Origin of the sequence: Chitinophaga sancti, from assembly GCF_034087045.1 — a bacterium.
GTDB lineage: Bacteria > Bacteroidota > Bacteroidia > Chitinophagales > Chitinophagaceae > Chitinophaga > Chitinophaga sancti_B.
The window spans coordinates 4124683-4149839 of the sequence record NZ_CP139247.1 but is presented as its reverse complement, the minus strand read 5'-3'; the positions used below and the strand labels follow the sequence as shown (position 1 = coordinate 4149839).

The following is a 25157-nucleotide window of genomic DNA, read 5'->3' as shown; positions in this document are numbered from 1 at the left end:
TCGTAATGTAAAGGTTTCAATCATCAGAATATACCTGATTGTATACAGGCTGTTTCAAGTCATGTGAACGGCTGCATTTATTAGAATAAACCTGATAGAACAGGTTGAATTTTGTCATGTGAAAAGCTGTATTCATTTAAAATGAGCCTGCTGTTATTTGTCATGTGAAGGCTGCAATAATTGTATTATCCAGGCCAGAACGATCACAAGTATACACCCGATCGCATTGAGCCACAGGAATGATACAATATTGGTAATAAATACGATGATCACCAGGATCTCCGCCACTATTGCCGCCCAGAATACAGCCGTACCACCGATCCGCTTACAATAAAACGCTACAAGGAATATACCAAGGATAACGCCGTAAAACAGCGATCCCAGTACATTCACCGCTTCTATCAGGCTACCCAGTTTGCTGGCAAACTGTGCTACCACTATACAAAACAGTCCCCAGATGAACGTCCACCACCGGGATGCTTTAAAGTAATGTTCGTCCGGGGCTGTTGGTTTAAACTGTCTTTTGTAAATATCGATCACTGTCGTAGAGGCAAGGGAGTTTAATGCCGCGGCAATACTGCCCCAGGCAGCCAGGAATATAATGGCTATCAACAAACCCACAAGGCCTTTCGGAAGATTGTGTACCACGAAATCCAGGAAGATATAATTCGTATCGTTCGTATCCGCTCCTGGATCTGCTTTTTTAATATAATCGATCGCGGTAGTACGTACCTTGAATGCATCTGCATCTGCGGCCTGTAGTTTTTGACGGGCCACTTCTACGGCTGCATTGTCCTTGTTATGAAACGCATTTGAAAGCGCTATTGCCTGCTCTTGCTTTATCTTATTAAATCCGTCATATTGGCTTTGCAATACCTGCAATGTAGGCCCATCTACCTTATTCAGCTGCGCCTCATTAAAAAATATCGGCGCCCTGAAATACAGGTAAAACACAAATACAAGCGAACCTAATAACAGGATCAGGAACTGCATCGGCACTTTCACCAACCCATTCATCAGCAACCCAAGACGGGATTCCGTCACACTCCGCGCAGTCAGGTACCTGCCTACCTGCGACTGATCCGTACCAAAATAAGAGAGCGCTAAAAAGAACCCTCCTATCAACCCACTCCATATGTTATATTTATCCTTCCAGTCAAAATCAGTCACTATCACATTCAGCTTATTCATCTTGCCCGCTACCTTCAGCGCATCATTAAATCCAACACCCGCCGGCAACAAATGAACCACCATATAACCAGCCAGGAACATCCCCACAAAAATGATTACCAGTTGCAATGTCTGCGTATAACTCACCGCACGTGTACCCCCGGATACCGTATAAATAATAAGGAGTCCGCCCATGATCACATTGGTCCAGTATATGTTCCAGCCCAGTAAAGACGAGAGAATGATAGCCGGGGCATAAATACTGATGCCCGTAGACAATGCACGTTGTATGAGAAATAATATCGCCGTAAAGGTCCGGGTCTTACAGTCAAACCGGCCTTCCAGGTATTCGTACGCCGTGAACACTTTCAGCTTATGGTAAATAGGTACAAACGCAATACAGATCACCACCATCGCCAGCGGCAAGCCAAAATAATATTGTACAAACCGCATCCCGTCAGTATACGCCTGACCCGGTGCAGAAAGAAACGTAACGGCACTCGCCTGTGTACCGATGATCGACAATAGTACGATGTACCAGGGCATAGACTGGTTATCCAGGAAGTAGCTGGCCATATCTTTCTGGCCACGGCTCTTCCAGATACCGTATAATATAATTCCGATTAATGTACCCCCCAGTACAATCCAATCCGCTACACTCATGAATAAACTTTAGTGAATAAATAAAACGCGCCGATCAGCAGCAACAGCCAGCCGACTACAACAGAATACCACTGCCACCACTGCGGCAGTAATGGCGGTTTATCTTCTTTCATAAGATACTTCCTTTAGCTTTGATTACTTTCTTCTACTTAGCATGTTTCCGCTCAATAGGCCCAATACGAGTCCTATCATTAGTCCGATATGTACCCGCTTGATTTCAATTCCTATGACCAGCCCAAGGATAATGCAGACAATTGCTGCCATACTCAGTCTTGACCGGTTTGGCTGTTTTTGTGTCGCCATTATTTCTTTGTTGAAATCAGGTTCACAAATATGCGGTAAGCACCGGGTACACCTGCAGGCAGTTCCCTGAAGAACGCCAGTGAGGTGTATACATACCTGCCTTTGCCATACTTTGCTACAATGGTAGAACCTTCCAGCGCCGGATCTCCCTGATCATGCATGGAGAAGAGCGACTGATACTTTGCATCTGCATTGGTAGTAAAGTACAAACCGCGTTCCTGTATCCATCCGTCAAAGTCTTTCTGAGAAAGCTTGTTCGGATAATTCATGATCTCATCATCAGGACGCAGGAAAGAGACCTCCGCTTTTTCGTCGGTCACACGGTCACGGCTCAGTGAAAACGGATAAGGACCCATATCTGTGATTTGCAAAGGTCCGTTCACATTATACTGTACCAGCAGGGTACCTCCATTCTTTACATACTCCATGAGGTGGGGCTGCCAGTATTTGATACGTGGATTAATATTATATACCCTTACACCAGTGATGATAGCATCGTACTGGCTCAGGTCTCCGTTCATAATATCTTTTTCGGTGATGTGAGTGACTTCATAACCTACCTGTTGCAGACTCGCTGCTACCAGGTCTCCTGCCCCATCGATATAGCCCAGTTTGCGGCCATTGTGTTGCAGGTCGACTGTCACCAGGCGGCCGGCGGCATCCGGGAATAAAGTAATGGTAGGGATATGGTCATAGCTGATGGTCTGGATACCCTGTGCATAGCTATGGCCTTCGTCTTCAATGATCACTTTGAAAGTATCGGTACGATTACTTTCCGCTACTTTGGAAGGTGCAATGTGAAAGAGCAGGCTGGTCTCGTCGCCTTTGCCACTGAGCTCAAAAGGCAGGGAGGCCTCCTGGCTGCTGAAGCCCGCAGGTAGTTGTAATCTCACCTTGCCTTTGGTAGCATTGCCCATATTGCGCAGTTTAACCTGTACAGGTTGAGCCGTGGTGCTGGTAAATACAAATACGCTGTTTGCCAGGTTCGCCACCACAGGAGGTGCGATGATGAGGGGCGCGTATACTTCACCTTTCACAGGATCGGTATGTTTGTATTGAACAGGGCGGGAGATGGTCAGGTCTTCGCCATTAATTTTTAAATGAAGGGTGGCCTGAATAGCTGGAATGTTTTCAGGGTTACCCACGAGCAGCGGGTCCTGTATTTTGTATTCTCCTACACCATGTGGCTCTCGCAGATAATACGGTTCAGAGATCGGCGTATTATCCGGCACCTGTAGGGTAACCGGGATATTTTTTAGCTGGTTGAAGTCCAGTTTGTTTTGTGCGAGGGTCGTATCCTTGCTGCCAAAGCTGAGGGACTGGATCTGCACAGGGATGTGGCTGTTGCAGATCACCTGTACGCTGCCCTGCATAGCCTGACCCGGTACAACGATTTCGTTGTTACTGTAAGCCTCTGCCCATATGCCGGCACAGGCCAGGATGAGGTTTTCGGTCTCCTTCAGTTTCTGGTTGCGCCAGTAACCTTCCGGCAGGGCCTGAATAGCTTTTCTGATGGCTACCAGCGCAGGCACGGTGGCAGCAGGGTTTTCTAAATTATAGGCAGCCCTGGCTTTGTCGATCATCATACCGATGGCTTTACCGCCTTCGATACGTGACCAGGTAGTATTGATGCCATCCAGCAGACTTTCGCGGGGGGGATCGCCTTTGATAGTGGTAAAATATTCAAAGGAGCTACCACGGGCAGCGGCTACGCCAAAGCCCTGGCTCTTGTGCTGAGAGCGACTTTCAGCGGCGATTTCGCCATAACCTTTACCCAGGAGGTAGTTGAAGGCACCTACATCCAGTTTGAACTGGTCTTCGCTGGTGGTATTAAATCCACCGAAGTTGAAAGTATTCCAGAGCAGGCGTTTTACCTTCCAGGGTTTTACATATTGTAATTGTTCAGGAAATCTTTTTGGATCGGCGGCGGCATCGAAGGCTTCGGCGGCGATCATGGCGGAAGCGGTATGGTGGCCATGACCGGCACGGCTATCGGCAGGAAAGCGACATACGATAACGTCGGGCTGGAATTTACGGATGATCCAGACAGCGTCTGCAAGGATCTGTTCCCGGTTCCAGATAGTGAAGGTTTCGGTTGGATTCTTGGAGAAACCGAAATCCAGTGCACGGGTAAAGAATTGTTCAGCACCATCAGTACGGCGGGCAGCGAGGAGTTCCTGGGTACGGATCAGTCCCAGGAGTTCACCCTGTTCATTGCCGATCAGGTTTTGTCCACCATCACCGCGGGTGAGGGAGAGGTACCCGGTACGATATAATTTTTCATTTGCCAGATAACCCAGCAGGCGGGTATTTTCATCATCAGGATGAGCGGCCATATATAAAACACTTCCCAGCGTATCCAACTTTTTCAACTTCAGGGCAATGTCGGCAGAGTTGTTCACGGGCGAGGGTTGTCCCAGGGCCGTGATGGCCGCCAGCATGCCTGTTGCGAATGCTAAACAGATGCTCTTTACCATTACTTTCGAGGATTTAAACAGGCTCAAAAATAGTGATAATAAGGAGGTGTTTATGAAAATGTGATAAAAGGAAATGGGAGGGGGAAACTATAGTAAAGGTTCGGTATAGCTTCGATACAACTTCGGTACTATAAGGGCACTAAAAGGGCACTTGTATATCCCGGGGATATTGAGGTGCCCTTTTGATGTTGGATTGGTGACGAAGTTGTATCGAAGCTATGCCGAAGCCAGACCGGAGTTATGCCGGAGTTAGACGGGAGCTTGGCCGGAGTTATGCCAGAGCTTAACCGAAACTAAACCGGAGTTATCCCGGAGCTTGACCAAAGTTTTAACTAAACTATACCGAAGCTTTGCTATAGCCGGAGCGGCTATTTCTTAAACATAAAGTACACGGCGCCCAGGATGAGGGCAAAAGACACGAGATAATTCCACCTGATTGGTTCTTTCAGGTAGAAAATGGCAAAGACGGCGAATACGGAGAGGGTAATGACTTCCTGGATGGTTTTGAGCTGGAAGCCGGAAAAGCCTTCCTGTTCACCCAGGCGGTTTGCGGGGACCTGGAAACAGTATTCAAAAAAGGCGATGCCCCAGCTGACAAGGATAACTTTCCAGAGAGCAACATTTGTAAATTTCAGATGACCATACCAGGCGAAGGTCATGAACGTGTTGGAGATGATAAGAAAGATAATGGTACGCATGCTGCGAATTTACAGCGTTTTGTAAAAGAAAAATACGGCCTTCCCGGGATTGTGAAACAGGTATAATTGGGGGAAGTTTGTAAATAGAATAATCCGATAGTTTATGAACTGTAGAGCTGGAGTGAGTGAACGGCTGGTTGTAAAAGAGGAGGAGTGAGTGAACGGCTGGTTGTAAAAAGAAAAATCTGGTTTTAGGGTTATTCCCGCTGAAATGTATGGGGGGAGTTTATAAAAAAAATCCGCTCATTTCAGAGTCGTACCCCTAAAATGAACGGATGCAGTTTGTAAATAGAAGGTTATCAGGAGGCCAAATACCCGCCCGTTAAAATTGGCAAGCATAGCGGGACAGGGTATGGTATCTTTTCCTTTTAGCAAAATAGATAAAAAAAATAAACCGGCCCAAAAGAGCCGGCCGGTTGTTACAGGTCTCAACTTTCCTATCATGCTTAGGAGTTGTAAGTTTTCAGAGTGCGAAAAGGGGACTTGTACCCTTCGTGCATCATATATAATGATCTCTGGTAATAATCTAAGGTATAGGCACCTGCCTTTTGCAGGTATTAATGTGGTATGACTGCTTACCTATATATTATATATACAGATCGCTCTCGTATCACTGGCAAATCCATGCCTTCCGATCTCCCCTGCCCTCAGGCAGTGGTTTCCTCCCCAATTTGTCAATACCACTCTGTCTTTCCTCAATAAAGAATGGTTACTCTTTAAATAATTTTTAGCAGGCGCCTGCTAAATGCCGGCTTCTTATTCACTGTCTACATATATAATACAACCGTTAATATCCTTACCATTAGTCCGTTTTAAAAAAAACTTGCCTTTTTTTAAAAAAAGGGGGCTTAAAACCAAAAGATCAGCCATAGTGGCTCATTTACAAGCATAAAAAAATTATTAGCTTTTTTTGTCTGACCGCTGATCCCCCCAATTAGCCGGATAATTGATAGAATAACCATAATTTTGCTATATTCTGTTTTTGAATGCCGATTTTAGTTTATTTTAAAAATGGAATGAAAAGATAGTTACAGGATGCTGCCGCTCAACAATACAGATATAGTTACCGGGGTTCGGAACAGGGATAAACAAGTTTTTGAAATTATATTCAATCAGTTTTCGCCATCCATGTTCAACATTGCCTTGCGCTACCTGAAAGATCAGGAAGAGGCGCAGGACATTGTGCAGGATGTATTTCTGAACCTGTGGCGCACTGCCGAAAACCTGGATGAGCGCGCTCCTATTCAGCACTATCTGGCCAGAGCTACAGTAAATACCTGCCTGAACCGTATCAAAAAGACCCAAAGGCAGCAGGCATACGCAAAAGAACAGCAACAAACGCAGGAACCGGGCACCATTGAGCACCTCCTGCTGGAACATAAAGAACTGGAAGCCCAGTATCTCTCCATTTTAGAAAAACTGCCCGAACAGTGCAGACGGGTCTTTGAGATGAGTCGCATTAAAGGATTGTCACCCGCAGAGATATCGCAGCAGTTAAATATTTCCATCAATACGGTATACACACACCTTACCACCGCACTCAAAAAAATTAGGTTGGGACTGCTCAATCAGCAGTAGAGGGGCATACATATAATATATATATAGGCGCCCAAGAAAATGTTAAAATTTTTCCCCGGGGACTAATGGTAAGTTTATTTTTGATTGTATTAATAGTAAGAGATGAAACTACAGCAACCTGATATCGATGTCGTTATCCGCTACCTGGAAGAACCAGGACATGAGGAGCACAAACGTTCACTGGATGAATGGTTGCAGATGGATGCTGCCAATTTGGATATCTTCTTAGAAACCAAAGCCTTATGGCAGGGCGACGATCTGTTGCCTACAGCAGCTACCTACAATACCACGCAACAATGGCAAAGGTTTGAAACCCTGTTAGCTACGGAAGAAGTCCTCTCCGGCAACAGTACCCTTACCCCAGTCACATCCAATTCAACTCCCGTTATAAAGATGCGGAAACCTGTACACCGTTACTGGTGGGCAGCAGCAGCCTCCGTGTTGCTGATGGCAGGAACTTACCTCCTGGTCCGTCAGCCAATGTATACGACCCAACAAACCGCACAAAATAAAGATAGCCTGTTGCTGCCAGACGGTACCAGGCTCTATCTGAATGCACATACTTCTGTCAAATACCCCCGCCACTTCAAAGGTGATACCCGCGAAGTATACGTACAACAAGGGGAAGTATTCGTAGATGTAAAGCATATGCCTGAAAAACCATTCACCGTTCACCTGAAAAATGTGGACATTGAAGTACTCGGTACCTCCTTCGATGTGAAAGAAACCAAACAAGGAGTAAAAGTCTTTGTACAGAGTGGTAAAGTAAGAGCTATTTACAAGAACAGGAACAAATCTGTGATCCTCATCCCTGGCCAGGAAGCCGATATGCTACTAGCCAGCGAAAGCATCACCACCCGTCACCATAGAAATAATAATCCAATCGCATGGAAAACTGGTCAGCTCACCTTTGACGATGCCTCATTGTCAGAAGTGGCCGACATACTCGAAGATTATTATAAAGTACACATCGTACTAAAAGGTGATGAGCTGGCCGATAAAAAGCTGATCGCTACCTTCCATAAGGAATCCCTTTCTGAAGTACTGGACATCCTGTCAAAAACACTGCAGGTACATACCGTACAGAAAGATAGCCTCGTAGAAATTTATTAAGTACTTCCGGAGAAAATGCAGGAAACTCATAAGGCACTCCGGAAGGCCGCTTTTACTAAGCGCTGGTACATCGCACTTTTTTGTGCATGTATAGGGCTTCTTTTGGCATGCCCATTAGTGAAGGCCCAGGATGCTGACACGATTCACGTATCCGTGAAAGTAACCCGCACTCCCCTCCGCCAGGTACTACGCCTCATCGAAAAACAAACCGGCCTTACCTTCGCAATTTCCTCCACCGTCATAGAAAATTCCAGGAGCATCACCATCAATGCTGATCATCAGCCATTGAATACCGTGCTGCAACAGTTATTCTCAGGTAGCAAATACGCATTTGAAGTCAGGAATAAACAAATTATCGTCTACCCGATCCTGCAATCCGCCCCTGTGAGCGGAATACAGAAAATTCAGACCAAACCGGAACCTGAAGTATTCACGGTATCAGGTGTCATTTCCGATGGAGAAAAGCCACTGGCAGGAGCTTCTATCAGGGAAAAGGGGACGCGAAATGGCGTGAGCAGCAATGAAACAGGTCGGTTCAAACTGACGGTGAATAATGGAGATGCTGTTTTACAGATTTCACTCATCGGATACGAGCCACAGGAAATACCACTCAAACAAAGAAGAAACCTGGATATATTGCTGGCAGGCGATACCAAAATTCTGAATGATCTCGTCATTATAGGATATGGTATACAGACCAAAGCAAACATCACCGGGTCTATTGCCAAAGTAGAAGGACGCCGCCTCAAAAGCCGTCCTGTAACGAATGTACTCGCCGCCCTGCAAGGCACAGCACCCGGCCTGCTCGTAACCCGTCTGAATGGACAACCCGGCAAAGAAGGATTTAATCTCCAGATCCGGGGCCTCTCCTCCGGCAATAACAGCGATCCACTCGTGCTTGTAGATGGTGCACCCGGTTCCATCACCTTACTCAATCCCAACGATATTGAATCTATCTCCGTACTGAAAGATGCTGCCGCTGCGAGTATATATGGACCGCAGGCCGCTGGTGGCGTGGTACTCGTAACAACCAAGAGAGGGAAACCAGGGAAGATCAGTGTTGAATACAATAGCCTCTTTGGTATAGAGCATCCCATCAACTTACCCAAACGCATGCACTCCTGGCAGGCAGCGACTTTGCAAAACCAGGCAGCGGCTAATGCCGGCATGGATCCCATCTGGACAGACCAGGAAATCGGTTACCTGAAAGACCCTGCTGTTGGAGCAATTGCTGATGGCAACGGAGATTATAAATATTATTTCGACAATGATCAGCTGGAAAACGTGACCCGTCAGAATAGTTCCGTTTCCAATTTTAATATCAGTGCACGTGGTGGTTCTGCAGATCACCAATATATGTTGTCATTAGGACAGTTTTCCCGCCAGGGCTTGTTTAATACCGGGCCTGATAATACTAACAGGAATAACGTTCAACTGAATATCAATAACCGTTTCAGCGATATGATCAGCCTGGAAACGAGTTTGCAGTATGCGAAGAGTCATACGCAATCACCCGGCTATCGTGTGGATGGGTACAATGGTTTATTGAATTATTTATACCAGGCACCGGGCAATGTTCCGACTTATGTGCCCAATACAAGCAATTATACAAGCGGTTACAACCCTATTTCGCTCTTAAAGGATGGAGGTAAACGGGATGAACAAACATCTTTTGCTGATGCGACCTTTAGCCTGAAAGCAGAGAATCCTGTGAAGGGGCTTACGCTGAAAGCAGTGTACAGTCCGCAGATCACGCATTACTACGATGGGCTTGGCAAGCAAACGATCAATTACTATAACGGGAATGGGTATGTAAACAGCATCAATGATCCGAACTCTCTGAAAAGAGGCGATCAGCTGGAAGTACAGCATAGCCTGCAGTTACTGGCAGATTATGATATTCCTGCCGGCAAACTGAATACCATCCACATTCTTGGAGGCTATGCTTACGAGAGTCATTATCAGCGCCAGAAGATCTCTTCTCTCTACAATGTATCGGACAATGAGATTGCTACACTGGAATTTAACCAGCCTACATGGGCAGATATTCGCTGGTACAAAGCTTCCGGCTCACAGGGATCCCTGTTTGCAAGGCTGAATTATAATTTTAATGACCGGTACCTGGTGGAAGCGAATGTGGTGGCAGCAAGGCTGTATTACAACAGTTCTACCATGAATTCAATCACCCGCCAGCATATATTCCCGTCTTTCTCTGCGGGCTGGCGATTGAATAATGAGAAGTGGTTTAACCACACCTTCCGCATCTTTGATGAGTTTAAACTGAGGGCTTCATGGGGGCTATTAGGGAACTTTAACTGGCGGTCCGGATTGAACGATTATAACTATCGTGATCAGCTGAAATATCCGCAGGCGTATCCATTGTTGAACGAGGATTATACGGATAGGTATATGCCGGGGAATAATAACTGGGAGACGATCAATACGACGAATGCAGGGTTAGACATGGCATTCCTCAAAGGCCGCCTGACCGTGACAGCGGATTATTTTGAGAAGCACAATCCGCGTATACAAATAGCAGAACAGACTTTACCACCTTATAATTATGCTTATCCTTCTTTCTTTATTGCCAGTATGCGGTCATGGGGATGGGAATTGAATATTGGGTGGAGAGATAACAGGGGACCGTTTAGTTATTGGGTGAATGCGAATCTTTTTGACGACCAGAATAAGATCTTACAATCGAATGGGAATACAGCATGGCTGCCAGGGAATAATAAAGGACTGGAAGGATTGCCTTATAATGCGATCTTAGGGTATAAAGCGGAGGGATATTTCCAGCGTAATGATGAAGTAAATGCACATGCATTTCAGAGTACGGCTACAGCTGCGGGAGATCTGAAATATGTGGATCAGAATAATGATGGGATCATTAATGGTGGTACCAATACGAAAGCAGATCATGGGGATCTGGTGTATTTAGGTAGTTCACAGCCGAGGTATTCATACGGGTTTGATGCGGGATTTTCGTGGAAGGGGTTGGATTTTTCAGTGTTCTTCCAGGGGATTGGGGAGCGGAAGGTGATAGTGCCGGCGAAGTATAGTATGCCATTTGTAGAAGGGTGGCAGCAGCCATGGCAGATACATGCGGATTACTGGACGGCGGAGAATACAAATGCGGCGTTTCCGAGGTTATATAATGGGTATAGTCAGAACCTGGTGCCTGGTTCTTTTTGGGTGATGAATGCGGCCTATATACGATTGAAGAATTTGCAGTTAGGGTATACGTTCAGATTTACACATGGGCAACCATTGATCAGTAGTTTGAGGGTGTATTTTTCAGGGCAGGATCTGTGGGAGATCAATAAGATGAAGATCAGGTATTATGACCCCGAGCAGGCGGCGAATACGGGGTATCAGTATCCGTTTTTCAGGTCGTTTACGTTGGGGATGAATGCGATATTTTAGAGAGGGGTGGAAGTATAAAAAAAACGCATTTACCAAACGGTAAAAGCGTTTCTATTTATTGGGTTTGTTAGTATTGTCTAGTGTTCTTTTTTCCCTGCCAGCAGGTACAAAACCGCCATACGAACTGCTACCCCATTCTCCACCTGGTTCAGGATAATAGAATGTCCGGAGTCAGCTACATCAGAGCTTAACTCTACGCCGCGATTAATCGGGCCAGGGTGCATGATCACGATTTCTTTCTTCAGACTATCCAGCAGCTGGCGGTTTACACCGTAAGCCAGTGAGTATTCTCGCAGAGAAGAGAAGAGCGGTGTATTTTGTCTTTCCAGTTGTATACGCAGTACGTTTGCCACATCGCACCATTCCAGTGTTTCGCGGATGTCGTAGCTGACGTTTACACCCAGAGCTTCCTGCATGTGCTTAGGGATGAGTGTAGGCGGACCGACAACCGTTACCTCTGCGCCCAGTTGCTTCAGGCAGTAGATGTTGGACAGTGCTACGCGGGAGTGCATGATATCGCCGCAGATGGCGATTTTCTTTCCTGTTACGGTACCCAGCTTTTCCCTGATAGAGAAGGCATCGAGCAGCGCCTGGGTCGGGTGTTCGTTGATCCCGTCACCGGCGTTTACGATAGGTACATCAATGTGTTTGGATAAGAAGTGTGGCGCACCGCTGGCTGAGTGTCGCATGACTACCATGTCCACTTTCATGGAAAGGATATTGTTTACAGTATCGATGAGGGTTTCACCTTTTGATACCGAAGATCCTGATGCTGAAAAATTCACTACGTCGGCACCGAGGCGTTTCTCCGCCAGTTCGAAGGAGATACGGGTGCGGGTGGAATTTTCAAAAAATAAATTAACGATGGTAGTATCCCTGAGCGTAGGAACTTTTTTGATAGGTCTCTGTAAAACCTCTTTGAACTGATCAGCCGTTTGAAAGATAAGTTCTATATCCTGACGCTTCAGACCGCGAATTCCGAGGAGATGATTTACTGATAATGACATTTAAGATGCAAATATAAATGACCTGAATACAAAACCCAAAATCAATATCCGGACGGTGTGGTAAAATTATTCGAAATTGATGTTACACCTCCCTCATTCCCGACCAGACGTTATGCTGCTACTCAATAATAACATCATCATGCCCGTCACGATCCTTCCAGCGCACTTTCACCATTTCCGAATTGACCGCATCAATGGTACGCCCTACATAGTCAGCCTGAATAGGTAGTTCGCGGGTAAACCGGCGATCTATCAATACAAGCAGTTCCACCTCAGAAGGTCTGCCGAAATCCAGCATTGCATCCAGTGCGGAGCGGGTGGTACGGCCGGTGTACAGCACGTCATCGATCAATACTACTTTCTTATTTTCAATTGAAAAATCGATAGCGGTTTCGTTAGGCACATGGAGTGCTTTCCCTTTATTGAAGTCATCACGATAAAAGGTGATGTCAATTCTTCCATATTGGATTTTTACGCCTGGCAGCAGCTTCTGCAGGGTATTATAGATTCTGTCTGCCAGATAAATGCCTCTGGGCTGAAGTCCGATCAGCGCAGTTTTGGAGAAGTCTCCATGATTTTCGATAAGCTGGTGACAGAGTCTGTCAACAGTGATGGCCACTTGTGTACCACTCAGTATGGTCTTCAAAGTATGCAGTTTTAGGGGGTAAAAATAAGGAATATGAAAATACCGGGGGCCAAAAAATACGTATATCTTGCATACGGTTAACTTAATCATAAATTATATGAAGCAGCTTCTTATGTTTTCATTGTCCTTCTTTGTTTTTGCATGTAATTCCAAATCCCAGCTGAAAGTAGGTGATAAAGTACCGGCTTTTCAGCTCAAGGACCAGGATGGTAATACGTTTGATATCAATTCTGTGCTGGGAAAACAGCCATTGGTGATCTATTTTTATCCAAAGGATGAGACCAGTGTGTGTACGAAAGAGGCGTGTTCTTTCAGGGATTCTTATACGGCATTTTCCCAGTATGGGGCGAAGGTGATTGGGATTAGTTCTGATGGGGTGGCTTCGCATAAAAAGTTTGCGCAGCATCATAATCTGCCATTTACGTTATTGGCCGATACGTCTAATAGTGTGCGGAAGTTATTTGGGGTGCCGAAGACGTTTGTGATTCCGGGGAGGGTGACTTATGTGGTGGATAAGCAGGGAGTAGTGGTGCATACTTTTAATAGTATGAAAGATGGGGAGAAGCATGTGACGGAGTCGCTGGCGGCGTTGAAGGGGATTAAATAATGTATAAGGGCACTTCTTTCGAAGTGCCCTTATTATAACTTACGCTTCTTTCACAAACGGATACCCATACTCCGTAGGCGGTACCAGCGTCTCCTTAATCGTCCTTGCACTCAACCACCTGTACAGGTTCAGCATAGACCCCGCCTTATCATTCGTACCAGAAGCTCTCGCACCACCAAAAGGCTGTTGTCCTACCACCGCACCTGTCGGTTTATCATTAATATAGAAATTACCCGCAGCATTTACCAGCTTCTTTGTAGCCAGGTCAATTGCATAACGATCCTGTGCAATGATAGAACCAGTCAATGCATATGCAGAGCTGCTATCTACCACCCCGATAATTTCCTCAAATTTATCTGCATCATAAGTGTAGATCGTCAATACGGGGCCGAAGATCTCTTCGCACATCGTTATGTATTTCGGATCTGTTACTTCGATCACAGTGGGTTCGATAAAGTAACCTTCTGTCTTATTATAGTTACCCCCAGCAATGATCTTTGCAGCAGGATCTTTCTTTGCATTCTCAATATAGTTGGTGATCTTATTGAATGAACGCTCGTCGATCACTGCATTGATAAAGTTGCTGAAGTCTTCTACTGTACCCATTTTCATGGTCTTCAGTTCTGCCAGCAGACGGGTTTTTACCGCTTCGGCAATGTTAGAAGGCAGGTAAGCGCGACTCGCTGCAGAGCATTTCTGACCCTGGTATTCAAATGCACCACGTGCCAGTGCAATCGCAGTTACATCCACATCTGCAGATGCATGTGCCAGTACGAAATCTTTACCACCCGTTTCGCCTACAATGCGTGGGTATGCTTTGTATTTATTGATGTTCTGACCGATCGTCTGCCACATATGCTGGAACACAGCAGTAGAACCGGTGAAGTGAATACCTGCAAATTCAGGATGACTAAAACAGATATCACCCAGTTTAGGACCATCCACATATACGAGGTTGATCACACCAGCAGGTAAGCCGGCTTCGATCATGATCTGCATGAACACATGTGCAGCGAATACCTGGGTATCTGCTGGTTTCCATACGACTACATTCCCACACATCGCAGCAGATGTAGGCAGGTTGCCTGCAATCGCTGTGAAGTTGAACGGTGTCACTGCCAGTACGAAACCTTCCAGCGGACGGTATTCGGTACGGTTGTGAACCCCTGGGGAGCTGACAGGTTGTTGTTTATAGATCTCAGAGAGGAAATGCACATTATAACGCAGGAAGTCGATCAGTTCGCAGGCGCTATCGATCTCGGCCTGGTAGGCATTTTTGCTTTGACCGAGCATGGTCGCAGCATTCATGTGATAGCGATATTTAGTAGCAATCAGTTCAGCGGCTTTCAGGAAGATAGCAGCGCGTTGTTCCCATGTAGTAGCAGCCCACTGTTCTTTAGCGGCCAATGCTGCTGCGATGGCATCATTGATATGGGAGGCATCGCCCATGTGGAAATGACCCAGTTTGTGCTTGATTTCGTGTGGAGGGCGCAGGTCAACGGTTTTTCCTGTGCGGATTTCCTGGTTGTTGATGTACATAGGAATATCCGCCTGTTGCGCCTTAAAGGCAGATAGTTGCTTTTTCAATGCAACCTTTTCTGGCGATCCGGGTGCATAGCTGTAAACCGGTTCATTTGCCGGTGCAGCAAAATGAAAATAAGCGTTGTGCATTCTCAAAGAGTTTTTGTTGTAACGATAATAAGTAAAATTAGTGTCTTTGCGCGACAAATCACGGATGTCTTCAACACCGGGACTTCCCGCGGGGTTTGAATGGCCTAGGGCCGGATGGGGATGTATTCCATTCTGCCAAAATAAAACATTCATGAAAAGCGGTTATTCACCAACGGGGATGAAAACCATTTTCAGAAAAAAAAACACACCAGGCAGGTGGTCAAAAAACAATTCCCTAAATCAAAAAAGCCCCTCCTGCTGGAAGGGCCTTTTCACATTAAAAACATCAATTATTTTCTTTGGACATCATCAGGTAAGCTTTAATAAAGCCTTCCAGTTCTCCGTCCATTACAGGCCCAACGTTACCTACTTCAAAATCTGTACGGTGATCTTTGATCATCTTGTACGGATGGAATACATAGGAACGGATCTGTGAGCCCCATTCGATTTTACGCTTATTGGCGTTAGCGGCATTTTTCAGCTCTTCGCGCTTGCGCAGCTCTTCCTCATACAGGCGTGATTTCAACATGGTCAATGCCTTCTCACGGTTTTCACCCTGTGTACGGGCCTGCTGGCATTCTACGATGATGCCTGTAGGAATGTGCTTGAGTCGCACGGCTGTTTCCACCTTATTGACGTTCTGTCCGCCCTTACCACCGGAACGGTAGAATTCCCATTCCAGGTCGGCCGGGTTCACGGCAATTTCGATGGTATCGTCCACCAACGGATACACATAGACTGAAGCAAATGAAGTATGCCTGCGGGCATTCGCGTCAAACGGAGATATACGTACCAGACGGTGTACCCCGCTTTCAGCTTTCAGCAATCCATAGGCAAAGCTACCGTCGAACTCCAGGGAAGCTGATTTGATACCAGCACCATCCCCGTATTGCACGTCGATTTCAGATACTTTCCAGCCTTGTTTTTCACCGTACATACGATACATACGCAACAGCATCTCGGCCCAATCCTGGCTCTCGGTACCACCGGCACCTGAGTTGATGGTGAGTACTGCCGGCATCTCGTCTTCCGGTTCGTTCAAGGTAGACTTGAATTCCAATTCATCCAAAGCGGCCACTGCTCCCTGGTATGCAGCTGCTACTTCTTCTTCAGAGGCTTCACCCTCTTTCTGGAAGTCCAGCAGTACCGCGCTATCTTCAATAGAGGTTTTCACCTGCTCGTAAAGATCGACCCAGAACTTGTTGACTTTGATCTCTTTCAGAATTGACGTAGCCCGGGCATTGTCGTCCCAGAAGCCGGGGGCTAACGATAATTGTTTGTCATTTTCGATTTTGGCTATGCGGTCCTGGACGTTAAAGAAAACCTCCCAGGACATGGAGACGGTCCCTCATAGCTTTGAGTTGTTCTGCTGTCATAATGGTGGCAAATGTAAGGAAAAAGGGGAACAATATTTGTTGCACTCTGACATTATTCTTCGCCCTTAAATTAAAATTTTTAACTATCCATGAAAGACTCCCATGAAACCCTTTATTACAAGAACAGCGCGATTTTTAACACTATAGGGTATCTGATGGTCATTGGTGTGAATGCACTTGCCGCTTTGGGCATGATCAACGGCCATACCACCGCACAGGTGTCGGAAAAGTACGATAACCTCTTTGTGCCTGCGGGTTTTACCTTTTCAATATGGGGCGTGATTTACCTGGCATTGCTGGGGTTTATTATCTACCAGCTTTGGCTGGCGTTTGCGCCCGGATATGAGGAAATACTGGAACGATTTATGGAAAGGATGCGCGGTTGGTGGTTGATCAGTTGTATGGCAAACTGTTGCTGGCTATTTGCCTGGCACTATGAACTAATTCCATTGGCGATATTACTGATGCTCACCTTATTAATATCATTGCTGGCTATCCATTTAAATTTTAATATTGCTGCGCCGGGCGCCAGCCGTTCCGTGCAATGGCTGATACACGTTCCCTTCAGCCTGTACCTGGGCTGGATCTGTGTAGCTACGATGGCCAATATTGCAGCCCTGATGGTGTATACCGGCTTTGATGGCATGAGCGTTCCTATTACGGCTATACTCATCCTGGTAGCCTGTGTAGGCGCTACCCTGCTGGTAGTAAAGCGACATAATATCGTAGCAGGAATGGTAGCTATCTGGGCATTTTATGGTATCATTGCCAAACGGCAGAGTGAGGTAACGACCATGGCCCTGCCAGTGATCGTATGTTGCCTGACGGCGATCGGCGTTGTGCTGATTGCAGGCGTTAGGGAGGCATTTCATAAAAAGGCCGTTAAATAATTTATTACATTTGGAGACTAAAAAATCAACTCATGTTCCCAACGACAAATCCTGAAACAACACAAGCCTGGCAGGAGCTGCTGAAACACGCAGACAAGATGAAACAAACGCACATGCGCACTTTGTTTGCGGAAGATGGCGAAAGATTTAAAAAATTTAATCTGCGTTTTGAAAATATCCTGTTCGACTATTCAAAGAACATCATTACAGAAGAAACGCTGACGAAGCTGTTTGCACTGGCGAAAGAGTGTGGTGTGGAAGATGGCATTAAAGCAATGTTCAGCGCTGAAAAAATAAATGCTACTGAGAACAGAGCAGTGCTGCATACTGCATTGCGCAATTTCTCTGGCGATCCTGTGCTGCTGGATGGTAAAGATGTAATGCCGGATGTAAAGGCGGTGCAGAAGAAGATGGAAGAGTTTTGCGAGCGCGTGCACAGTGGTGAATGGAAAGGATATACTGGCAAACCTATACGTTATATCGTGAATATTGGTATTGGTGGTTCTGATTTAGGTCCGGTAATGGTGACTGAAGCACTGAAGCCTTACTGGAAAAAAGATATGCAACCTTACTTCGTGTCTAATGTAGATGGTACTCATATCGCAGAGACACTGAAGAAAGTAAATCCGGAAGAGACCCTGTTCTTAGTTGCTTCCAAGACTTTCACTACGCAGGAGACGATGACTAATGCGCTGACTGCGCGCAGCTGGTTCCTTGAGCATGCGAAGGATGAAAAGTTTGTAGCAAAACATTTTGCTGCATTGTCTACCAATGAAAAAGCTGTGAAGGAGTTTGGTATCGATCCAGCGAACATGTTCGAGTTCTGGGATTGGGTAGGTGGACGTTATTCACTGTGGTCCGCTATTGGATTGAGCATTGCGCTGACTGTAGGATTTGATAATTTCAAACAATTGCTGGAAGGTGCACATGCAGTGGATAAGCATTTCCAGCATACGCCGTTAGAGAAGAATATTCCGGCTATCATGGCACTGGTGGGTCTGTGGTATGGTAACTTCTTTGGCACTGCCACTGAAGCTATCTTAGCTTATGATCAATATATGCATCGTTTTGCTGCTTATTTCCAACAGGGTAATATGGAGAGCAATGGTAAGTATGTAGATCGCAATGGTAATGCAGTAAATTACGAAACCGGTCCGATTGTATGGGGTGAGCCAGGTACAAATGGACAGCATGCGTTTTACCAGCTGATCCATCAGGGTACACGTATTATTCCGGCTGACTTTATCGCACCTGCTATCAGTCATAACCCGATTGGTGATCATCATGTAAAACTGTTGTCTAACTTCTTTGCGCAAACAGAAGCATTGATGAATGGTAAGAGTGAAGAAGAAGTGAAAGCGGAATTAGTGAAACAGGGATTGAAAGAAGAAGAGATTGCACAGTTGACGCCTTATAAAGTGTTTACCGGTAACAGACCTACGAATTCATTCCTGGTGAAAGAGATTGATCCAAGAACGTTAGGTTCACTGGTGGCACTGTATGAGCATAAGATCTTTGTGCAGGGTGTGATCTGGAATATCTATAGCTTTGATCAGTGGGGTGTTGAATTAGGTAAGCAGCTGGCGAATAAGATCCTGCCTGAGTTGGTGAGTGATGCAGCAATATCCAGTCATGATAGTTCAACAAATGGATTGATCAATGAGTGGAAGAAGATGAAAAAGTAAGCTTCAATTTGAAACAATAATAAGAGAGGGGTTGGCCTATAGCCAACCCCTCTCTTATTATAAAAAAAAGACCTCTGGAAAAATCCAGAGGTCGTATAAGAAGTTTAAGAAGTCAATTTTAGCCTTCCTTACCACTTATCTACATCTTCACTATGTGAAGTAGCAGATGCAGTAGCGGCAGGTGCAGCAGCAGCTTCGACAGCGGCTTCCACAGCAGCATCAGAAGAAGAAGTTCCTTCTGCGCCTTCTCCATCTTCATCATCACGCACATAGTCGTGATTGTAGGCATCAAAATCGAAGTCGGGCATCAACTCAGTCTTCACGTAGTTGATGGTCTCTGTTAATGCATTCAGGAACTTGTTGAAGTCCTCCTTGTACAGGAACACTTTGTGCCTGTCATAACCATTGTCATTAAAGCGCTTTTTGCTTTCTGTAATGGTCAGAAAGTAATCATTTCCCCGAGTGGTCTTTACATCAAAGAAGTATGTTCTTCTTTTGCCCGCTTTCAATCGTTTAGAAAAGATACTGTCATTATTTCTTTCCTGCTGATTGGTATTTTCGTACGCCACAGTTGATAGATTTAAGTTGTTAACGAATCAAATCCTTTTTCCAATAAGCAACAAATATACTATTGTTTTACAAATATCAAAATAATTTTAAATGATTTTGAAAAATGATAGAAACTCAGCTTAGGTACTGGTTTTCAGGCATGTATAAGATTTTGATCCTTATTCCATTATAGATTCATCTTCACCAGATTGCTGCCGGGCGTATAATTCTGCATAGTGCCCGTTTAATGACAATAATTCTTCATGGGTGCCGGTTTCAACGATACGTCCATCATCCAGAACTATGATCTTATCAAACTCAAAAAGAGCAAATATCCTATGGGTAATAATTATAGCGGTTTTGTCTTTCAGGTATGCATACAGATTGCCAATGATCTCTTTCTCCGTACGGGCATCTACAGCAGACAGACAGTCATCAAACACCAACAGATTCGGATCTTTGATCAACCCACGGGCGATGGAGATACGTTGTTTCTGACCACCACTCAATGTCACACCCCGCTCCCCTACTACTGTATTGAAGCCTTCGGGAAATCCCAGTATATCCTTCTCCACCGATGCCTGGCGGGCTGCACGGCGTACGGTTTCTTCATTGGCTTCAGGTGTACCGAAACGGATATTGTTGGTGATCGTATCTGAAAACAGGAATACATCCTGTGGTACATAACTGATCTGTGTACGTAAGTCTTCCAGTTTCAGGGTTCTAAGATCCATACCATCCAGCATCACCTCCCCTTCCTGCGGATCATACATACGAATCAGCAACTGCGCCAGGGTAGACTTGCCGGAACCGGTACGGCCAATCACCGCTACTTTCTCTCCTGGTTTTACCATCAGGTTAAAGTTTTGGATCGCCTGTATACCTGTATGTGGGTAGGTGAAAGAGACATTTTTGAAGACCACTTCACCTTTTACATCGATGGATCTTGCATCGGGTCTGTTGTAAATTTCCGGCTTGATATCCAGGAACTCATTCAGACGTTTCTGACTGGCAGATGCACGTTGTATCATACTTGCCACCATCCCGATAGAGAGGAATGGAAACATGAGCATGTTTACATAAATCACAAATTCAGCGAGGTTACCTACCGTGATGTTGCCATGGATGACCTGTATACCACCGATAAAAATAGTGAGGAGTACACTCAGGCCAATCATCAGTGCCATGCTGGGTTGGAAGAGGGCATCTGTCTTTGCAAGACTGACTGAGCTGATCTTGTAGTCTTCGCTGGCTTTTTCAAAATGCCCGATCATCCCTTCTTCCTGTACATATGATTTGATCACACGGATACCGGAATAAGACTCCTGTGCAATGGAAGTGATATTGGATAATTGTGCCTGTATCTTTTCACTCTTGCGGTGAATGATATGGTTCACATAATATATAGTAAGTGCCAGAAAAGGCAGTGGTGACAAGGTATACAGCGTAAGCAAAGGGTTCACGTCTATCATGAGATATACGACGATCACAAGCATGAAGATGGTGCGGGTGGCATACATGATAGCCGGGCCTACATACATACGTACACGGGATACGTCTTCCGTGATGCGGCTCATGAGGTCACCGGTACGGTGCATCTTAAAGAAGTTGAGATCCAGCAACTGGTAGTGCTGGTAAATTTCGTTCTTGAGGTCAAATTCAATGTGGCGGCTCATCACGATGAGCGACTGCCGCTGAAGGTATAAGAAGAAACCACTCAGTAATGCGAAGATGAGCAGCATGACACCGTAGAAGGCGAGGACTTTGGAGAAGTCTGAGTGGAAGATGGTTTTAAGATTGGTATCACTGATCAGGTGATAGTTGTTGAGGTTCTGGGCCAGTAAATCGAAGATCTGGCGGACCATGATAGGTTGAAACACACTGAATACAATGGAGATGACTGTGCAGACTAATCCAAGCAGGAAGCGCCATTTATAGCGAAGAAAGTATTTATTCAGTACGGCGAGGTGTTTCATTGGTCTATCTTTCGTAAATATCCGTTTAGCAAATTCCCGTTTTATGCCAGCAGGTGCGCTACAAAATATATTAAAAAAGGGAGAGGTTCCCCTCCCCCTTTCTCTTATAAACTGTTCAGTGTTTCTATGATCTTTTTTTCGCTATCGGCTTCACTTATGTTTTGCTTCACGAATTTCTGACCTGTGATATTTTCGAACAGTTCGATATAACGTTCGCTCACGGTGTTGACGAATTCATCGGTCATTTCAGGCACCTGTTGGCCTTCTTTACCCTGGAATCCATTTGCCATCAGCCATTCGCGTACAAATTCTTTTGAGAGCTGTTTCTGTGGTTCGCCCGCTTTTTGTTTTTCTTCGTAGCCTTCTGCATAGAAGTAACGGGAAGAATCCGGTGTATGGATCTCATCGATCACATAGATGGTGTCTCCAATTTTACCAAATTCATATTTGGTATCTACAAGGATCAAACCACGTTTAGCAGCCAGTTCCTTACCACGTGCAAAAAGGGCGAGTGTGTATTTTTCGAGTCTTTCGTAATCTTCTTTACTTACCAGGCCCTTTGCAATGATATCCTCGCGGGAGATATCTTCATCATGACCTTCGTGTGCCTTGGTCGTAGGGGTAATGATAGGCGTTGGGAAGTAGTCGTTCTCCTTCAGACCTTCCGGCATAGTTACGCCGCACAGTTCGCGTTTACCGCTTTTGTAAGTTCTCCAGGCATGGCCGGTAAGGTTACCACGAACCACCATTTCTACAGGGAAAGTTTCACATTTTAAGCCGATGGTTACATTTGGCAAGGGCACAGCCTTTACCCAGTTAGGCACGATGTCCTTGGTAGCTTCCAGCATGATTGCGGCTACCTGGTTCAGCACCTGACCTTTGTAAGGAATAGGACGGGGCAGTACCACATCGAATGCGGAGATACGATCACTGGCTACCATTACCATCTCTTTGTCATCGATGGTGTATACGTCTCTTACCTTTCCTTTGTAAAAAGCCGTTTGCTTTGGAAATTTAAACTTTGGCTCTAACATGAATTATTACCTTATTAAAACAATTAACGAATATCCTTTATTCACCCGGCAAATATTGCCTGTTATGCATTCAGATGCGCAAAAGTACTTAATTAACTAAGAAAACTTTAAAAGCCGGGAATTATTCGCACCGGCAAACTGGTGGATCAGGTTTAAAATGTATTCATTCTCAGGGTACTGAGTAAGCCGGTCCTTCACGTCTTCTTCCATTGTGATGGCAGTATCGCGGGGGATGTAGCCCATGCCGTAGAACTTCCCTTTTTCCATCAGAATATAGCTCTGTTCACCTGCATCGCGCCCGGTATCGACGATGATAAAGCTCGGCTGCTGCATTTGCATGTGGATGATGGCGGCTTGTACCCGGAGGTTATAGTATTCCGGTCCTTCCTTCTTATCGCAGGCACCTTTACACTTGTGGCCTGTCAACGGTTTGCAGGCGCCATCGCCTTTCTGCAGGAAGCAGAGACGGGGGCAGAGATCGAATTCACGGATCAGCCCTTTAAGCATGGTATGGCCTTGTACCAGTAAAGGGAATGAGTGAAGTGGCCGGGTATACTTGCGGCGGCGTTCGATCACGAGGCGCAGGTAGCCCAGCTGGTCTTCAAAAGTGTAGAAGCCGTATTTGAATTCTACGTTCTTCTGACTCCTGTTATATTTTGGCCACAGCCGTTTGATCTCAATGCTTTCGAGAATATTGGCCATCAGTTCCGTACCTGTCACTTCGTGAGAGACACTATAGATGTTGCGCAAAAACTCCTGCCGCTGGCGGCTGGGATTATTGCCGGTAAAATGGCTATTGACACGCTTTTTTATGTCCTTGGCTTTGCCGACATAGATAACCTTCCCTTTCTGATCATGGAAATAATATACACCCGGGGAGGCAGGTAATTTCTTTACCTGGTCAGGAGGAAGGTGCGGTGGCAGGAACTGTTCCTTGCTGGTGGTTTTGAGTGCAGCTGAGATAGCGTTGTTCGTATCAAGGCTCAGGTAGAGGCCCATAAGACGAACGGTGGCAGCAGCATCGCCGGCAGCACGGTGACGCTGTTCTACATTGATTTGCAGAGAGCGGCAAAGGTTACCGAGACTGTAACTGGGTAAACCGGGAACGATTTTACGACCCAGGCGTACGGTACACAGTTTTTTGGTGCGGAGGTCGTAACCTGCCTGCAGCAAATGATATTGTAAAAATGAATAGTCGAAGTTGACGTTGTGAGCGACGAAGATCTTGTCTTTTAGCAAGGCAAATACTTCGCCTGCAACATCTGCAAATTTGGGAGCAGTGGCTACCATCTGGTCAGTAATGCCGGTAAGCGACTGGATGTAACGGGGAATAGGTACGCCGGGATTGATCAGCGATTCGTATTGCTGAACAATTTGAGATCCATCATAAATAAAAATGGCTATTTCGGTGATGCCATTGGCACTGGCGTGCCCACCTGTGGTTTCGATATCAACAATTGCGTACATAACTCCCTTACTCCGAAAGCAAAGATAGGGGGTGTGCAGCAATATAAAAAAGAGTTGTTAGTCACCAGATCGACATTCCCGAATCCAATTCACAATGAAACCTTCCTGGCAACTAACAACTACAAAATTCTGATTATTTTTTCTTCAGCAAACTATCCAGCGTCTTCACATGCGCCTGATGCGCCTGCAGCGTAGGCAGTGTCTTAGCAGCGAATGCTTTCAACTCAGGATCAGTTACATCATTGCTTGCTTTCTGGAACAGGTCCACTGCATCGTTATGGTCTTTTACCATCTCATCTACATAAGCCTTGTCGAAATCCCTACCGGTTTTCTTGCTGATATCCATAATATCCTTAGAATAATCTTCTCCTACACTATCAGGCAGTGTAATGTTCTTGGAAGCTGCAATCGCTTTCAATTCATCAGCAGCTTTAGAGTGGTCTGCTACCATCTGCTCGCCAAAAGCTTTTACCTGAGGGTTTACACCTTTTTCCTGTGCAATCTTGCCAAGCTGGATTTCTTTCATTCCCGCATCGGCAGCTTTTACAGCGAATTCAGAGGAATTCTGGTCTACCGGAGCTGCTTCTTTGTTTACCGCATTTGCGCTGTCTACAGCATCATCGTGCTTTGCTCCTGTGTTTCCTCCACCGCAGGATTGTAACATCCAAACGGTCATCAACGTGGCGGCTACATAACTTAGTCTTTTCATGTCTAACTTTTTTAGGTTCAACAATTATAACATGGGAAGAGGCAAAAAAGGGGCCACTGCGGACACGAGTTGCTATTTACCACTCCAATGCTTTGTTGGGAGCGGATTTTCA

General features: G+C 45.6%; 18 protein-coding genes. 6 read left to right on the top strand and 12 right to left on the bottom strand.

Going from position 1 to position 25157, the window contains the following annotated elements:
- Window positions 1-153 precede the first annotated feature (153 nt).
- The 3 genes from SIO70_RS16980 to SIO70_RS16970 form a co-directional block, all read right to left on the bottom strand.
- Window positions 154-1833, bottom strand: a complete 1680-nt coding sequence (locus SIO70_RS16980; RefSeq protein ID WP_320582045.1) for a sodium:solute symporter — start codon at window positions 1831-1833, stop codon at window positions 154-156.
- A 302-nt stretch (window positions 1834-2135) separates the two neighbouring features.
- A complete protein-coding gene (locus tag SIO70_RS16975) occupies window positions 2136-4613 on the bottom strand; it encodes a PIG-L family deacetylase (RefSeq protein WP_320582044.1) in 2478 nt (825 codons plus the stop codon).
- 368 nt (window positions 4614-4981) lie between these two features.
- Window positions 4982-5311 (bottom strand): DMT family protein, encoded by a 330-nt coding sequence (locus SIO70_RS16970; RefSeq protein WP_320582043.1) that lies wholly within the window; start codon window positions 5309-5311, stop codon window positions 4982-4984.
- 1035 nt (window positions 5312-6346) lie between these two features.
- Here SIO70_RS16970 and SIO70_RS16965 point away from each other — a divergent pair.
- The 3 genes from SIO70_RS16965 to SIO70_RS16955 all read left to right on the top strand — a co-directional run bounded on the left by SIO70_RS16965 (window position 6347) and on the right by SIO70_RS16955 (window position 11428).
- A complete protein-coding gene (locus SIO70_RS16965) occupies window positions 6347-6889 on the top strand; it encodes an RNA polymerase sigma-70 factor (RefSeq protein ID WP_320582042.1) in 543 nt (180 codons plus the stop codon).
- A gap of 102 nt (window positions 6890-6991) precedes the next feature.
- Complete coding sequence (locus SIO70_RS16960; RefSeq protein ID WP_320582041.1) at window positions 6992-8002, top strand: FecR family protein; 1011 nt, start codon at window positions 6992-6994, stop codon at window positions 8000-8002.
- 102 nt (window positions 8003-8104) lie between these two features.
- Entirely contained in the window at window positions 8105-11428 is a 3324-nt protein-coding gene (locus tag SIO70_RS16955) for a SusC/RagA family TonB-linked outer membrane protein (RefSeq protein WP_320582040.1), read from the top strand.
- 77 nt (window positions 11429-11505) lie between these two features.
- Here the strand turns inward: SIO70_RS16955 and SIO70_RS16950 are convergent, their stop codons facing one another.
- Window positions 11506-12435, bottom strand: a complete 930-nt coding sequence (locus SIO70_RS16950) for an aspartate carbamoyltransferase catalytic subunit (protein WP_083729041.1) — start codon at window positions 12433-12435, stop codon at window positions 11506-11508.
- 118 nt (window positions 12436-12553) lie between these two features.
- Entirely contained in the window at window positions 12554-13081 is a 528-nt protein-coding gene (pyrR, locus tag SIO70_RS16945; RefSeq protein WP_083729039.1) for a bifunctional pyr operon transcriptional regulator/uracil phosphoribosyltransferase PyrR, read from the bottom strand.
- A 97-nt stretch (window positions 13082-13178) separates the two neighbouring features.
- Between pyrR and SIO70_RS16940 the strand changes: the two genes are divergently transcribed.
- Window positions 13179-13688, top strand: coding sequence for a peroxiredoxin (locus SIO70_RS16940; RefSeq protein WP_235643959.1), 510 nt, complete (start codon window positions 13179-13181; stop codon window positions 13686-13688).
- Window positions 13689-13727: 39 nt separating this feature from the next.
- On the opposite strand, the gene pruA is transcribed toward SIO70_RS16940, so the two are convergent.
- Both pruA and prfB read right to left on the bottom strand, forming a co-directional pair.
- Window positions 13728-15359, bottom strand: a complete 1632-nt coding sequence (gene pruA, locus SIO70_RS16935) for an L-glutamate gamma-semialdehyde dehydrogenase (protein WP_414017929.1) — start codon at window positions 15357-15359, stop codon at window positions 13728-13730.
- 286 nt (window positions 15360-15645) lie between these two features.
- A protein-coding gene (prfB, locus tag SIO70_RS16930; RefSeq protein ID WP_320582038.1) for a peptide chain release factor 2 occupies window positions 15646-16735 on the bottom strand; the annotation gives its coding sequence in 2 pieces (ribosomal slippage) (window positions 15646-16674 and window positions 16676-16735; 1089 coding nt in all).
- A gap of 89 nt (window positions 16736-16824) precedes the next feature.
- On the opposite strand from prfB, the gene SIO70_RS16925 reads away from it, so the two are divergent.
- Together SIO70_RS16925 and pgi are read left to right on the top strand one after the other, a co-directional pair.
- Window positions 16825-17625 (top strand): hypothetical protein, encoded by an 801-nt coding sequence (locus SIO70_RS16925; RefSeq protein WP_320582037.1) that lies wholly within the window; start codon window positions 16825-16827, stop codon window positions 17623-17625.
- Window positions 17626-17657: 32 nt separating this feature from the next.
- Window positions 17658-19310 carry a glucose-6-phosphate isomerase gene (pgi, locus tag SIO70_RS16920; RefSeq protein ID WP_320582036.1) on the top strand — a complete coding sequence of 551 codons (1653 nt, stop codon included), beginning with the start codon at window positions 17658-17660 and terminating at the stop codon, window positions 19308-19310.
- A 128-nt stretch (window positions 19311-19438) separates the two neighbouring features.
- Here pgi and SIO70_RS16915 read toward each other — a convergent pair whose 3' ends face one another.
- The 5 genes from SIO70_RS16915 to SIO70_RS16895 all read right to left on the bottom strand — a co-directional run bounded on the left by SIO70_RS16915 (window position 19439) and on the right by SIO70_RS16895 (window position 25045).
- The gene (locus SIO70_RS16915) at window positions 19439-19879 is read right to left on the bottom strand and encodes a DUF3276 family protein (protein WP_320582035.1); all 441 of its coding nucleotides are present in this window, start codon (window positions 19877-19879) and stop codon (window positions 19439-19441) included.
- A 159-nt stretch (window positions 19880-20038) separates the two neighbouring features.
- The gene (locus SIO70_RS16910) at window positions 20039-21835 is read right to left on the bottom strand and encodes an ABC transporter ATP-binding protein (protein ID WP_320582034.1); all 1797 of its coding nucleotides are present in this window, start codon (window positions 21833-21835) and stop codon (window positions 20039-20041) included.
- A 104-nt stretch (window positions 21836-21939) separates the two neighbouring features.
- Window positions 21940-22869 carry a phosphoribosylaminoimidazolesuccinocarboxamide synthase gene (locus SIO70_RS16905; RefSeq protein ID WP_320582033.1) on the bottom strand — a complete coding sequence of 310 codons (930 nt, stop codon included), beginning with the start codon at window positions 22867-22869 and terminating at the stop codon, window positions 21940-21942.
- Between the two features lie 96 nt (window positions 22870-22965).
- Window positions 22966-24336 carry an exonuclease domain-containing protein gene (locus SIO70_RS16900; protein ID WP_320582032.1) on the bottom strand — a complete coding sequence of 457 codons (1371 nt, stop codon included), beginning with the start codon at window positions 24334-24336 and terminating at the stop codon, window positions 22966-22968.
- 133 nt (window positions 24337-24469) lie between these two features.
- Window positions 24470-25045: a DUF4142 domain-containing protein gene (locus tag SIO70_RS16895; RefSeq protein ID WP_320582031.1), complete on the bottom strand. Its 576-nt coding sequence runs from the start codon at window positions 25043-25045 to the stop codon at window positions 24470-24472.
- Window positions 25046-25157: the final 112 nt, after the last annotated feature.